A 13,799-nucleotide genomic window follows, 5' to 3' on the forward strand; every position below is an offset into this window, starting at 1 on the left:
AGCGTTGGCATCACGGCTGACGAGGCGGCTTCGGAGCGGCCTGCTACCATCGGCTCATGGCGTCAACGTCTGTCGACTCGCTCGAAGCGCTCCACGGGCTCGTCGGTACCCATCTCGGCTACTCGGCCTGGTTGACGATCACTCAAGAGCGCATCGATCAGTTTGCCGAGGCCACAGGTGACCACCAATGGATCCATGTCGACCCAGTCCGAGCAGCGTCGGGACCGTTTGGGACCACGATTGCCCATGGCTACTTGACGCTGTCGCTGGTCTCGGCCTTGTTGCCGGAGGTGCTCGACGTACGAGGCGTCGGTATGGTGGTCAACTACGGCGCGAATCGCATCCGGTTTCCAGCGCCGGTGCCGGTCGGATCGCGGGTTCGGCTTGGGGCGGTGCTCGCGAGCTTGAGCGAAATTGCCGGCGGTGCGCAATCGCAGGTCGACGTCACGATCGAGGTCGAGGGATCGACCAAGCCTGCCTTGGTCGCCGAGATCTTGTTTCGCTACTACCAGGTCTGACGGGACACCGAGCCAGCAGCTAGGCTCGTGTCCGTGAAGCGGCGCGTGCTCTCAGCTGCTCTCGCGGATGCGACCCTCGTGCCGCCTCGCCAGGGACGATCTGACCGTATCGACGGTGTCGATCTGGATCGCACCGAGGCCAAGCGCCTGCGTGCCTGGGCGACCCGTCACATCACGGCGCGGCAGGAGGCCTTGTGGGCCGAGGGGCGACGATCCCTCCTTGTGGTGCTCCAAGGGCTTGACACGGCGGGCAAGGACGGCACGACGCGAGCGGTGTTTCGCGGGGCCGATCCACAAGGCGTGCGGGTCGCCTCGTTCAAGGCTCCGACCGCACTCGAGCTTCGTCACGATTTCCTCTGGCGAGTGCACGAGGTCGCCCCAGCGGCCGGCGAGATCGTCGTCTTCAATCGGTCGCACTACGAAGACCTCATCGTGCCGTTGGCGAACGGGCAGCTCGACGACGCGGGACTCGACGAGCGTGTGGCCGCGATCGAGGCCTTTGAACGCCATCTCCTTGACTCGGCTACAGCGATCGTCAAGTTCTTCTTGGACGTCTCCTACGAGGTCCAGGGCGAGCGACTGTTGGCTCGGTTGGAGCGCCCGGAGAAGCACTGGAAGTTCTCTGAGGGTGACCTTGCCACGCGAGAGCGCTTCGGTCGGTTTCGGGCGGCCTACGACACCGTGCTGGCTCGGACCAGCTTCGACTTCGCACCGTGGCGTCGGATCCCGGCTGATCGTCGCTGGTATCGCAACGCGGTCGCGGCCGCCATCGTTGCCCACGTCCTCGAGGTGATGGATCCGGCGCCTCCGGCCGTGGCGATCGAGCATCTCCACCACATCGAGCACGTCTTGCGTTCCGAACTGGCGACGCCGGGAGCTGAGCCGTGATCGGGTTCGTCGTTCGCAACTGGTTCCGTGACTCGCTCGAGACCATGTTCGTGATCGCTATCGGTGGCATGGTGACCTCGGTCCTGCGCCAGGCCCGGCGTGGGAACCTGCCGATCTATCGCTGCGAGGCCTGTGGCGGTGTGACGTCGCGTGCGTACGCGGTGTGTCGTCACTGCGGTGCGCCGGTGCGCTCCTGACCGTTGTGGCCGATGCGCAGGAATGCCACGCCGGGTGCGTAGGTTGGCGGGTCTGATGAGCCAACTGATCCCGCCCAAGTTCGAGTCGCCCGACGCAAAGTTGCGCGCGGTCGGCGCGATGTTCGATCGAGTCGCACCTCGCTACGACGCAGCCAATCGTGCGATGACGCTCGGACTCGATCTCAGGTGGCGTCGGCGTCTGCTGCGTGAGCTCGCCCTGGCCCCCGGTGCCCGCGTCCTGGATCTCGCCTGCGGTACGGGCGATTTCTTGCGCCTGCTCGCCGAGGAGGGTGCCGCGCCGATCGGCCTCGACCTCTCCGGTAGAATGTTGCGTGAAGTCCCTCCCCACTTCGATCGGGTCCAAGCCGCGGGTGAGTCGCTCCCGTTTCGCGATGAGAGCTTCGATGCTGTGGTGACAGGGTTCGCTGTTCGAAACTTTGCGTCGCCAGAAGCGGTGTTCTCGGAGGTGGCACGGGTGCTACGACCGGGTGGAGCGCTCGGGATCATCGAGGTTGCCACTCCACACTGGAGGCCGGCTCGTGCCGTTCATGCGTGGTACTTCCAGCGCGTGGCGCCGATCATCGGCTGGGTTGTCGGTCGCGACCGTGAGGCGTATCGGTATCTGCCCGCGTCGGTGGCGTTCTTGCCCGAGCCGTTCGCGTTCGCTCGCATGCTCGTCGAACGGGACTTCCTGCCGCCGAAGCGGATGCTGGTCGGCATGGGTGCTTCCCAGTTGCTCGTGACGCACAAGAGGCACGGATGAGGCAGCTCGTCGGCCTCCGCGAGGTGCGCTCGCTGGGAGGGATGCGGTCCCTCTACGGCATCATCCATCGGGCCGAGCAGCTCGGTCGGCCCTTCGAACTCGTGGAACTCGACGGTGGTATCGTGCTCGGACTCGGGGAGCCGAGGGTGGCCGAGTCCGGAGCTCCGGGTCCACGGTTCCATGCGCTCCGGTTCGGCGAGTCGACCCTCGGCCCTGGTCGCTGGTATCCCGTGGTCGTCGCGGCGGATTGGTCGCGCATCGCCGTGGTCGGCTACGAGGCCGAGGACGGCGCGTTCTCGAGCGAGCCTGCGGTCTGGGACATCGAGGAGCTTGCCTACGACCGAGCGCCGCTCGTCGGAGCGTTGATCGACCACGACCTCGCGGGTGCGCGAGCGCGCATCGAGGCGGCCATCGAAATGGTGCGCCAGGGCGCGCTGCGCAAGATCGTGGTTGCGAGTTGGGCGTGCTGGCAACCCTCGGAGCGTTTCTCGATCGCTGCGGCGGCATCACGCCTGAAGCGTGAGCACCCGCACGCGCACCTCTATGCGAGCCCCCACTGGGTCGGTGCGACCCCGGAGCTGCTCGCGAAGACGTCGGGGTCGTGGGCGCGTCTCGAGCCACTCGCGGGGACGGCGCGTCGGGGGGCGCAGGCACGCCTGCTCGCGTCCCGCAAGGACCGGCTCGAGCACGAGCTGATGGTCCAGCAGCTCATCGAGGATCTCGCTCAGGTGGCCAAGGAGCTGAAGCGCCCCAGCGCGCCGTTGCTCTTCGATGCCGGCCCGTTTGTGCATCTCGCGACACCCATCGCGGCCACGCTCCTGCCAGGTCTCGGTTACGCCGACCTGCTCGCGGCGATCGTCCCGACCGCAGCGGTCGGTGGTGTCCCGCGTCCGGTCGCTGCTGACCTCCTCGCCACGTGGGAGCCGTGGCGAGGGCAGTACGGAGGCGCCGTCGGCGTGAGCGATCCGTCTGGTGACGGCGAGTTCTACCTCTCGATCCGAGGTGCGACGATCGACGACGGCGGGTGCGTCCGCGTCGCAGCCGGCGGAGGAGTCGTCGAGAGCTCCTCGGTCGATGGCGAACTCGCCGAGACCGTCGCGAAAATCAATGCCGTCGCTGGCGTGTTGGGCGCCGCCACCTTGTATGCCTGAGTGGATCCGCGTTCGCGGCGCGCGAGAGCACAACCTCCAGAACGTCTCGGTGGACGTGCCACGCGATCGTCTCGTGGTCATCACGGGTCTGTCGGGCTCGGGCAAGAGTTCGCTCGCGTTCGACACGATCTTCGCCGAGGGACAGCGTCGCTACGTCGAGTCGCTGTCGTCGTATGCCCGGCAGTTCCTCGGTCTCATGGAGAAGCCCGACGTCGATGTCATCGATGGGCTCTCACCTGCCATCGCGATCGACCAGAAGTCGGCTTCGCACAATCCCCGCTCGACCGTCGCGACCGTCACGGAGATCTACGACTACCTGCGTTTGCTCTACGCGCGCGTCGGTCATCCCCACTGCCCATCGTGCGGACGTGAGGTGAGCCGGCAGACGCCCCAGGACATCGTGGACTGGGTCCTCGCACGTTATGAGAACAGGCGTTTGCTGGTCGTGGCGCCGCTCGTTCGCGGCCGCAAGGGAACCTACGACGAGCTGCTCGACCGACTGGCGCGCGAGGGATGGTCGCGCGTGCTCGTGGACGGGGTGCTGTGGTCGCTCGACGACCGAGGCTCCATCAACCTGGCGCGCTACGAGGCGCACACCATCGCGGTGGTCGTCGACCGGATCGTGCCCAAGTCCGCCGACCGCCAGCGTCTGACCGAGTCGGTGGAGACGGCGCTCAAGGCCGCTGGCGGCGTCGTCGAGGTCGTGCCGGTCGGCGACGACGGCGAGCTCGGAGCGGGCGAGCGCTTCTCCGAGACGCTCGCCTGTGCCGTCTGCGGCATCTCGCTGGGCGAGCTCGAACCTCGGAGCTTCTCGTTCAACAGCCCCTTCGGTGCCTGTCCGGCTTGTGGGGGGCTCGGGGTCCGCTTCGTCGTCGACGAGGATCTCGTCATGCCCGACCCGAATCGCTCGGTCCTCCAGGGCGGCGTCGTCGCGCTCGGGACGCTGCGGGCCGATCTCGTTCGTCGGCAGATGGAGCGCGCCCTGCGCGCCGCGGGTTTCTCGCTCTCGACTCCGGTCGGCAAGCTTCCCGAGGCGGCCCGACGCCTCATCCTCGAGGGCGCTTCCGAGCCGATCGAGGAGCGCTGGGTCGATCGTGCCGGTCGTGAGCGCAGGGCCCAGGTGACGTTCCAGGGCGTCGCCGCCTTCCTCGAGCGACGGCGGAGCGAGGCCGAGTCGGAGGTGGCTCGTCAGCTCGCCGAGAGCTTCATGCGTGAGGTGCCGTGCGATGCCTGCGGCGGCACCCGGTTGCGGCCAGAGGCCCGGAGCGTGACCGTCGATGGGGTGAGCCTCGACACGCTCGTCAACGCCTCGATCCGCCGTGCGGTCGAGGTGGTGGATGCGATGCGCTTCGGGGAGCGCGAGGCGACCATCGCCACCCCTGTGCTGCGCGAGATTCGCGCACGGCTGCAGTTCCTCTGCGACGTGGGGCTCGACTACCTGACGCTCGGTCGGGCGGCGAGAACGCTGTCGGGCGGGGAGGCCCAGCGCATCCGGCTTGCCTCGCAGATCGGCTCGGGCCTCGCCGGGGTGCTCTACGTGCTCGACGAGCCGTCGATCGGGCTCCACCAGCGGGACAATCGACGCTTGATCGACACGCTGGTGCACCTACGGGATCTCGGCAACACGGTGATCGTCGTCGAGCACGACGAGGAGACGATTCGCGCCGCGGACTGGGTGGTCGATGTCGGACCGGGCGCGGGCGAGCACGGCGGCACGATCGTGCACGCCGGCACGGTCGCCGAACTCGAGACGGTCGAGTCCTCCCTCACCGGTGCCTACCTCTCGGGGCGCCGTGCGATCGACGTGCCGGTGGCTCGGCGCATGCCCGAGCGGGGATGGTTGCGGGTGCTGGGCGCTCGCGAGCACAACCTGGCCGACATCGACGCTGCGTTCCCGATCGGCCTTTTGACCTGTGTGACCGGGGTATCGGGGTCGGGCAAGTCGACGTTGGTGAACGAGATCTTGTTCCGGGCACTCAGGGCGCAGCTGCACCGCTCGCACGACGTCCCCGGTCGCCACAAGGCCATCGAGGGCATCGAACTCGTCGACAAGGTGATCGACATCGATCAGGCACCGATCGGCCGCACCCCGCGCTCGAATCCTGCGACCTACACCGGTCTGTTCGACCACGTTCGCCGTCTCTTCGCCGAGACACCCGAAGCGCGGGCTCGTGGCTATCGACCAGGTCGCTTCTCGTTCAACGTCAAGGGGGGGCGCTGCGAGGCGTGCCAAGGCGAGGGAACGGTTCGCATCGAGATGAACTTCCTCGCCGACGTGTACGTGACCTGCGATGTCTGTGGCGGCTCGCGCTACAACCGTGACACCCTGGAGATCCGCTACCGTGGGCTCACCATCGCCGACGTGCTCGCGCTCTCGGTCGAGGAGGCGTTGGCGTTCTTCGCGAAGCAGCCGGCGATCGCGCGCCACCTCACGACGCTGGCCGAGGTGGGACTTGGTTACGTCCGTCTCGGTCAGGCGGCCACGACCCTTTCGGGCGGCGAGGCCCAGCGCGTCAAGCTCGCAACCGAACTCGCGCGGCGAGCGACCGGGCGAACGGTCTACATCCTCGACGAGCCGACGACGGGACTGCACTTCGAGGACGTGCGCAGCTTGCTCGGGGTGCTGCACTCGCTGGTGGATCAGGGCAACACGGTGATCGTGATCGAGCACAACCTCGACGTGATCAAGACGGCCGACTGGATCATCGATCTCGGACCCGAAGGTGGCAGTGGCGGCGGCACCGTCGTGGCGCAGGGTACGCCGGAGGACGTGGCCCAGGTGCCCAGCTCGCACACGGGGGCCTTCCTCGCTCCGTTGCTTGGGCGATGATGGACCGTCCGGATCTCGCAGCGATTCCCGAGGCGCCAGGCAGCTACCAGTTCCGCGATGGCGAGGATCGGGTCATCTACGTCGGCAAGGCGCGCAACCTGCGCGCGCGGGTCGGAAGCTACTTCCAAGACCCCCGTCAGCTCTCGCCGAAGACGCGGGCGATGCTCGCGGTCGCGAGCCGGCTCACCTGGATCGTGGTCCCGAGCGAGCAGGACGCCCTGCTCCTCGAGTACTCGCTCATCAAGGAACACCATCCGCGCTACAACATCCGCCTGCGAGACGACAAGTCCTACCCGATGATCGCCGTGACGGTCGGGGAGCGCTGGCCGCGCGCGATGATCTATCGAGGCAAGCGTCGACGTGGCGCCCGCTACTTCGGACCCTACGCCGACGCCGGGGCCGCTCGCGAGGTCCTCGAGCTGTTGCGTCGGGCGTTGCCGCTGCGCACGTGCTCGCCGGCCAAGCTTGCCCAGCACGAACGGGCCGGGCGTCCCTGTCTCTACTTCGACATCGGACGCTGCGTCGGGCCCTGCATCGGCGCCGTGGACGAGGCAACGTACCGAGGCCTGGTGGACGAGGTGACGGGGTTTCTCGAGGGCCGAGCCGGCTCGCTCGTCGACGCCCTCGAGACCGAGATGCACGCCGCCGCCTCCCGCCTGGAGTTCGAAGAGGCCGCGAGGCTCCGCGATCGGCTCTCGGCGATCGAAGCGGTGCTCGAGCGCCAGTCGGTGGCGCTCGGGCACGAGCGAGACCTCGACGCGATCGGGGTGCATCGCGACGAACTCGATCTCTACCTCGAGGTCGTGCGCGTACGCCACGGGCGCATCGTGGGCGTGGGTGGCGCGCGGGCCGAGCGAGACTCGGGTGCGATGCTCTTCGACGAACTCCTCGACCTGGTTCGGAGCTACTACGACGACCAGGCCATCGACGTTCCCCCGAGGATCGTTGCGCGGGTCGAGGTCGCCGAGGCGAGGGAGGCGACGGACGCCCTGACCTCGCTCCTTGGACGCCCGGTGCGCGTCGTGACGCCGTACCGTCGTGAGCTCGCCGTGCTCGTCGAGATCGCCGAGCGCAACGCCGCCCTCGCGCACCAGCGTGCCCGCAGAGAACGCGCCACTGACCTCGCGACGCGTTCGAGGGGCTTGACCGAGCTCGGCGAGCTGGCGGGCCTTGGGGCGCCTCCGGTCCGCATCGAGTGCTTCGACATGAGCCACCTGCAAGGGCGCTCCTACGTGGGGTCGATGGTGGTGATGGAGGACGGCCTCATGCGCCACGGGGCCTATCGGCACTTCCGGGTCAGCGTGCCGCACAACGACGACGTCGGGGCCATGCGCGAGGTGCTCTCGCGACGTCTCGATCGTCTCGATGACCGGCGCTTCGGTGGGCGCCCCGACCTCATCGTGCTCGATGGCGGGGCACCGCAGCTCAACGGCGTGCTGCGGCTGCTCGAGGAGCGCGGCATGGCCGGCACGGTGCCCGTGGTCGCGCTCGCCAAGTCGTTCGAAGAGCTCTATGTCCCCGATCGGAGCGAGCCGGTGCGCGTACCTCGCGGGACGCTCGCGCTCTACCTGCTCCAACAGCTCCGGGACGAGGCCCATCGCTTCGCGATCACCTATCACCGCCGGCGCCGCCAGCTCGATGCCGAGCGCTCCACGCTCGAGTCCATCCCGGGACTCGGACCGGCGAGACGGGCGCGCCTGCTCGCCGAGTTCGGATCGATCTACGAGATCGCCGAGGCAAGTGAGGCGGAGCTCGTCCGTGCGGGTGTGCCGGCTCGGGTGGCGAGTGCTGTCCGCGAGCGTCTCGGGCCGCTCTATCGTCGAGAGCCTGAGAGCGACCCCGATGAGGAGGTCAGATGAACCTCGAGGAGTTCCGGGCCATGCCGGACGCCGAGGCGATGGTGCGCGACCTGTGGGAGACGCACGCTCGCTGGTGGCACGACCACTTCACCGAGGGCGCTGACGTCGAGTACGTCGATCAGGTGATCCCCGAGGTGCTGGCTCGGGTCGGTCACCCTCGTCGCGTCGCCGATATCGGTGGCGGTGAGGGGCAGGTCGCGAGGGCGATCGCGCGCGCGACCGCGGCCGAGGTCGTGGTCGTCGAGCCAAGTGGAGCCCAGGCGGCCGCGGCACGTTCGCGCGGATCGCAGGTCGTCCGTGGGAGCGCCGAGGCCGTTCCGCTCGCGTCGTCCAGCGTGGACGTCGTCACCATCGTGCTCGTGCTCGAGCACGTCCTCGACCATGCGGCGGCGATGCGCGAGGTCGCTCGGATACTGCGACCGGGAGGTCGGCTCGTGTTGGCGCTCAACCATCCGATCATCCAGGTGCCCGACTCTGGACTCGTCGAGGACGTCGACGCGGGCGAGACCTACTGGCGCTTTGGTCACTACCTCGCGAGCGACGCATCGGTCGAGGAGGTTGCCGACGGGGTGTACATCCCGTTCGTCCATCGTCCCCTCGAGGCCTACGTGCGGGCCGCGCTCGATGCGGGTCTCGTGCTGCGCGACTTCCGTGAACCGGCGCCGCCGGAGCGATGGCTGCGCGGCCAGAGCGGCGGCGGCTTGCTCGCTGCGTTGCCGCGCCTGCTCATCACCGTGTGGGAGCGTGCGTGAACGCGGTCGCCTTCGTCACCGGCATGTCCGGAGCGGGCCGCTCCACGGTGGCCGAAGCGCTCGAGGATGCCGGCTGGTACGTGATCGACAATGTGCCGCTCTCGTTGGTGTCGAAGGTGGTGGAGCTCGCGACCCAGGGCGGTGAGGAGCGCCTCGCGCTCGTCGTCGGGCGCCCGTACGGGGCCGAGTTCGTGCGGCTCACGGAACTGCTCGACGAGCTGCGCGCTGCCGACGTCGCGGTGCGCGTGCTGTTCCTCGACGCCGAGGACGACGTCTTGGTCGCTCGCTTCGAGGCGACCAAGCGCCCTCACCCGCTTGGCGGCTCCGGCGGGATCGCCGCCGCCGTGGAGCAGGAGCGGCGCCTCCTGGAGCCCGCTCGCGAACTCGCCGACACCATCGTCGACACCTCCGAGCTCTCCACGCACGAGCTGCGGGCACGGGTGCTGGCCTTCTTCGAGGGCCCCGGAGAGCGGCCGTCGCTGCGGGTCCTCGTGTCCTCGTTCGGTTTCAAGTACGGGACGCCCCGTGACCTCGACCTCCTCTTCGACGTGCGGTTCCTGCCCAATCCCTACTGGCGCCGCGAGCTGCGAGCGCTGAGCGGACGCGACCAGGCGGTGAGGGAGTTCGTCCTCGAGAGCGCCGATACGCGTGGTTTCCTCGAGCGGCTCGATGGGCTCCTCGCCTTCGTCGTGCCGCGCTACGTGGCCGAGGGGCGGGCCTACCTCCACCTCGGGATCGGATGCACAGGCGGTCGTCATCGCTCAGTCGTGGTCGCCGACGAGGTTGCGACCATGCTGAGCGCTGGGGGGCTCTCGGTCGAGGTCCGTCATCGTGACATGGAGCGGGGCTCGTGAACGCGGTCGTCATCGGCGGTGGCCATGGCATCGGTGCGACCATTCAGGCCATGCGGGCGCTCGGCGCCTCGATGAGCGTGGTGGTCGGGGTAGCGGACGACGGCGGTTCGACGGGCCTGCTGCGCGCTCGCGAACCGGCGCTCCCCGGGATCGGCGATGCGCGCCACGCGCTCTCGAGCTTGATCGGTCCGGACGAGCCGTTCGCGCGCCTCCTGGAGCACCGTGTTCGCCACGCGTCGCTCCAGCCCCATCCCATCGGCAATGCGGCCCTGGTTGCGCTCTGGGAGCAGACGGGCTCGCTCGTGGAGGCACTCCGCGTGCTCGGGGACCTCGCTGGCGTGACGGAGCGACTGCTGCCCGCCGCAGAGGCGCCGCTCGTGCTGCGAGCGACGACGGCCGATGGCGGGACCATCACTGGTCAGCTGGCCATCCACCTTGCCCGGGGCGTTCGGGAGGTCTCGGTGGATCCCGCGGACGCGGTGTGTCCGCTCACGGTGGATGCCATCGTGCGTGCCGATGTCGTGGTGCTCGGTCCGGGGTCGCTCTTCACGTCCGTCCTCGCGGCCGCGGTGTCGCCGGGGATCCGCGAGGCGCTCTCGATCGCCCGGGCCCGCGTCGTGTTCGTCGCCAATCTCGCGCGCCAGGAGGCCGAGACGATGGAGCTCGATGCCGACGGTCACCTCGAGCGGGTCCTCGCACACGGGGTGCGCGTGGATGCCGTGGTCGCGGACCACGGCTTCACGCCGAGGGCTGCACGCCATCGCGACGTGCTCGTACGCTCGTGGCGTCTTCGCGGCCAGGAGGGCGCGCACGACCCCACGCGGCTCGCCGAAGCGCTCGGGGAAGTGCTCGACGCGCTCGGCGTCCATCGATCGGGGGATCGCAAGGGGTAGCGCGCTGCGACGCCACGTGGTGTCACCACCGTGCTTGACTAACCTTGGGGCGGCGAGTGGGCCACTCGGCTGCTCGAGGGAAAGGAGAGGCGCATGCGGGTCGCGATCAATGGCTTTGGTCGTATCGGGCGGATGTTCCTGCGCGCGATCGAGCGAACCGGTTCGGATCTCGAGGTGGTGGCCATCAACGACCTGACCTCACCGGCCGTCAACGCGCAGCTGCTGCGGCGCGACTCGACGCATGGGCCGTTCCCGGCGCACGTGGCGATCGAGGGCAACGATCTCGTCGTCGGAGAGCGGCGAATTCGTGTGCTCGCCGAGCGTAACCCTGCTGACCTGCCGTGGAAGGAGCTCGAGGTCGACATCGTCGTCGAGTCGACGGGCATCTTCACCGACGGCGACAAGGCTCGGGCGCACCTCGAGGCGGGCGCTCGCTCCGTGGTGATCTCGGCGCCCGCGACGAACGTGGACGGTACGTTCGTGGTCGGCGTGAACGACACGCTCTACGACCCCGAACGGCACCACATCATCTCGAACGCGTCGTGCACCACGAACTGTTTCGTCCCCATGGTCAAGGTCATCAACGACGCGTTCGGTATCGAGCGCGGTCTCATGACGACCGTGCACGCCTACACGAACGACCAGAACCTGCTCGATCTGCCGCACAAGGACCTGCGGCGCGCACGGGCGGCGGCGATCAACATCGTCCCCACCAGCACGGGCGCGGCTCGCGCGACGTCGCTCGTCATCCCCGAGATGCAGGGGCGTCTCGACGGGGGCGCGATCCGTGTGCCGGTCGTCGATGGGTCGATCACCGACGTCAACGTGGTGGTGCGGGCCGAGGTCGGCCGCGACGACGTGAACGAGGCCTTTGCCCGAGCAGCTGCGGCGGGACCGCTCGTCGGCAAGCTCGTCTACTCGGAGGAGCCGCTCGTCTCGAGCGACATCGTCGGGTCCCCGGCCTCGTGCACCTTCGATGCTCCGCTGACCATGACGATGCCGCTCGGCAACGGGACGACGCTCGTCAAGGCGTTCGGCTGGTACGACAACGAGACCGGCTACTCGCACCGGCTCCTCGACCTCGTCGAGATCGTCGCCGGTGGGCTCGGAGCGCGTTGATGGAGCTGCCCCGCATCGAGGACCTCGGTGACCTCAGGGGACGTCGGGTCCTCGTTCGTGCTGATCTCAACGTCCCGCTCGCCGTGGAACGCGGTGAGTGGGTGGTGGCCGACGACTTCCGGATCCGCGCGGCGTTGCCGACGGTGGAGTTCCTGCGCACTCGCGGGGCCGACGTCACGCTGTGCTCGCACCTCGGGCGGCCGAAGGGTATCGATGCTCGCTACTCGATGGCGCCGGTCGCCAAGGTTCTCGAGCAGCTCGCGCCTGGGGTCGAGGTACTCGAGAACCTTCGGTTCGACCCCCGAGAGACCGCGAACGATCCGAGCTTTGCCCAGGAGCTCGCCCACGGCCACGATGCGTTCGTGCTCGATGCCTTTGGCTCTGCCCACCGAGCCCACGCTTCGGTGGTCGGGGTCCCAGCGCTGCTGCCATCGGCGGCAGGGCTGACGTTGCTGGACGAAGTAGAGCACCTCAGCGTGCTCCTCGAGGACCCGCCTCGGCCCTACGTCGCGATCGTCGGTGGCGCGAAGGTCTCCGACAAGCTCGGACTGCTCACCGCGCTTGCCGAGCGTGTCGACGCGGTGCTCGTGGGGGGTGCGATGGCCTTCACGTTCCTCCTCGCTCTCGGGCACGAGGTCGGGGACTCGCTGGTCGAGGAGGACCATGTGGAGGCGTGTCGTGCCCTGATGGACCGCGCGACCATCCACCTGCCCGAAGACCTCGTCGTCCTCGAGAGCACCGAGCCGGTCGGGGCCGAGGTCCACGGCCCTGCCGGCAGAGTGGTGGGCCGTGACGTGCCGCGTGGCACGCGCGGCCTCGACGTCGGTCCTCGGACGGTCGAGCGCTTCGGCGAGGTGATCCTCGGGGCGCGCTCGATCCTCTGGAACGGCCCGATGGGCCTCTTCGAGGATCCGCGCTTCGCCGTCGGCACTACGGGTATCGCGCGAGCGGTCGCTGGTTCGTCGGCCTACAGCGTCGTGGGTGGCGGCGACTCGGCGCGAGCGCTGCGCGAGGCTGGCCTCGCCGACCAGGTGAGCCACTTGTCCACGGGCGGTGGGGCGTCGCTCGAGTTCCTCGAACACGGTGATCTACCGGGCCTCGCCGCACTGCGGCAAGCGGCGGAGCGGCGTCCATGAGTCGGCGGGCTCCCGAGCCCGAGCCCCAGGCGGGATCCGGACGGGTGCGTCTCGTCGTCGCCAACTGGAAGCTGCACCACACGCACCTCGAAGCCATCGCGTTCTTGGAGCGGCTGTGGCACCTGTTGGATGTCGAGGACTACCGGCGCGCGGAGATCGCGATCTGCCCTGCATTCACGGCGCTGCGGTCGGCGCAGCTGACGATCGAGACCGATGGCATGCCCTATCGGCTCGGTGCCCAAGACGTCTTCTGGGAACCCTCGGGGGCCTACACGGGGGAGGTGAGCGTCCCCATGCTCGCCAAGCTGGACGTCAAGTACGTGATCGTGGGGCACTCTGAGCGCCGGCGCTTGTTCGGCGAGACCGACGACGTGGTCGCCAAGAAGGCGGCGGCGGTCGCGTCCGGTGGGTTGGTACCGATCGTGTGCGTGGGTGAGGTCGCCGAAGAGCGCGCTGGGGGTACCACGGAGGCCGTGCTCGAGCGCCAACTCGACACGGTGCTCACGACGTATCCGGTCGAGGCGCTCGGAGAGCTCGTGATCGCCTACGAACCCGTCTGGGCGATCGGTTCGGGAACGCCCGCGACGCCCGAAGACGCCGAGCACGTCGCTCGCTTCCTCCGGGACCGCCTCGCGCGCCGGGCGAGCGAGGCGGTGGCTGCTCGCGTCCGCATCCTCTACGGTGGCTCCGTCGACGTGGGCAATGCGGTCGCGTTCCTCGCGCAGGCCGACATCGATGGTCTCCTCGTCGGGGGTGCCTCGCTCGATCCGGAGCGTTTCGCGCAGCTGCTCGGCGGCCGACCCCGCATCGCGTCGACGTCCTAGACTGCCATTGTTCGC

13 protein-coding genes are annotated in these 13,799 nt (G+C 68.8%); all 13 read left to right on the top strand.

Features of this window, described 5'->3' with window-relative positions; all coding sequences use genetic code 11:
* The first annotated feature begins 56 nt into the window (after positions 1-56).
* The 13 genes from AFER_RS04330 (at position 57) to tpiA (ending at position 13,784) form a co-directional block, all read left to right on the top strand.
* On the top strand, positions 57-518 hold the full coding sequence (locus AFER_RS04330; protein ID WP_015798274.1) for a MaoC family dehydratase: 462 nt from the start codon (positions 57-59) through the stop codon (positions 516-518).
* A gap of 33 nt (positions 519-551) precedes the next feature.
* Positions 552-1,406 carry a PPK2 family polyphosphate kinase gene (locus tag AFER_RS04335; protein WP_015798275.1) on the top strand — a complete coding sequence of 285 codons (855 nt, stop codon included), beginning with the start codon at positions 552-554 and terminating at the stop codon, positions 1,404-1,406.
* On the top strand, positions 1,403-1,603 hold the full coding sequence (locus AFER_RS04340) for an FmdB family zinc ribbon protein (RefSeq protein ID WP_015798276.1): 201 nt from the start codon (positions 1,403-1,405) through the stop codon (positions 1,601-1,603). Before AFER_RS04335 ends, AFER_RS04340 begins: the two co-directional genes overlap by 4 nt.
* Before the next feature lie 55 nt (positions 1,604-1,658).
* A complete protein-coding gene (locus AFER_RS04345; RefSeq protein ID WP_015798277.1) occupies positions 1,659-2,366 on the top strand; it encodes a ubiquinone/menaquinone biosynthesis methyltransferase in 708 nt (235 codons plus the stop codon).
* Positions 2,363-3,517: a chorismate-binding protein gene (locus AFER_RS10905; protein WP_015798278.1), complete on the top strand. Its 1,155-nt coding sequence runs from the start codon at positions 2,363-2,365 to the stop codon at positions 3,515-3,517. The genes AFER_RS04345 and AFER_RS10905 overlap by 4 nt, the downstream gene beginning before the upstream one ends.
* The gene (uvrA, locus tag AFER_RS04355; RefSeq protein WP_015798279.1) at positions 3,510-6,347 is read left to right on the top strand and encodes an excinuclease ABC subunit UvrA; all 2,838 of its coding nucleotides are present in this window, start codon (positions 3,510-3,512) and stop codon (positions 6,345-6,347) included. Before AFER_RS10905 ends, uvrA begins: the two co-directional genes overlap by 8 nt.
* Positions 6,344-8,206, top strand: a complete 1,863-nt coding sequence (gene uvrC, locus AFER_RS04360; protein WP_015798280.1) for an excinuclease ABC subunit UvrC — start codon at positions 6,344-6,346, stop codon at positions 8,204-8,206. Before uvrA ends, uvrC begins: the two co-directional genes overlap by 4 nt.
* Positions 8,203-8,958, top strand: coding sequence for a class I SAM-dependent methyltransferase (locus AFER_RS04365; protein WP_015798281.1), 756 nt, complete (start codon positions 8,203-8,205; stop codon positions 8,956-8,958). The genes uvrC and AFER_RS04365 overlap by 4 nt, the downstream gene beginning before the upstream one ends.
* Positions 8,955-9,812, top strand: a complete 858-nt coding sequence (gene rapZ / locus AFER_RS04370; RefSeq protein WP_015798282.1) for an RNase adapter RapZ — start codon at positions 8,955-8,957, stop codon at positions 9,810-9,812. The genes AFER_RS04365 and rapZ overlap by 4 nt, the downstream gene beginning before the upstream one ends.
* Complete coding sequence (locus tag AFER_RS04375) at positions 9,809-10,705, top strand: gluconeogenesis factor YvcK family protein (RefSeq protein WP_015798283.1); 897 nt, start codon at positions 9,809-9,811, stop codon at positions 10,703-10,705. The genes rapZ and AFER_RS04375 overlap by 4 nt, the downstream gene beginning before the upstream one ends.
* Positions 10,706-10,798: 93 nt before the next feature.
* Positions 10,799-11,824 carry a type I glyceraldehyde-3-phosphate dehydrogenase gene (gene gap / locus AFER_RS04380; protein ID WP_015798284.1) on the top strand — a complete coding sequence of 342 codons (1,026 nt, stop codon included), beginning with the start codon at positions 10,799-10,801 and terminating at the stop codon, positions 11,822-11,824.
* Positions 11,824-12,960, top strand: a complete 1,137-nt coding sequence (locus AFER_RS04385) for a phosphoglycerate kinase (RefSeq protein ID WP_015798285.1) — start codon at positions 11,824-11,826, stop codon at positions 12,958-12,960. Before gap ends, AFER_RS04385 begins: the two co-directional genes overlap by 1 nt.
* Entirely contained in the window at positions 12,957-13,784 is an 828-nt protein-coding gene (gene tpiA / locus AFER_RS04390) for a triose-phosphate isomerase (protein ID WP_015798286.1), read from the top strand. Before AFER_RS04385 ends, tpiA begins: the two co-directional genes overlap by 4 nt.
* Positions 13,785-13,799 lie beyond the last annotated feature (15 nt).

The organism is Acidimicrobium ferrooxidans DSM 10331 (assembly GCF_000023265.1).
Classification (GTDB): domain Bacteria; phylum Actinomycetota; class Acidimicrobiia; order Acidimicrobiales; family Acidimicrobiaceae; genus Acidimicrobium; species Acidimicrobium ferrooxidans.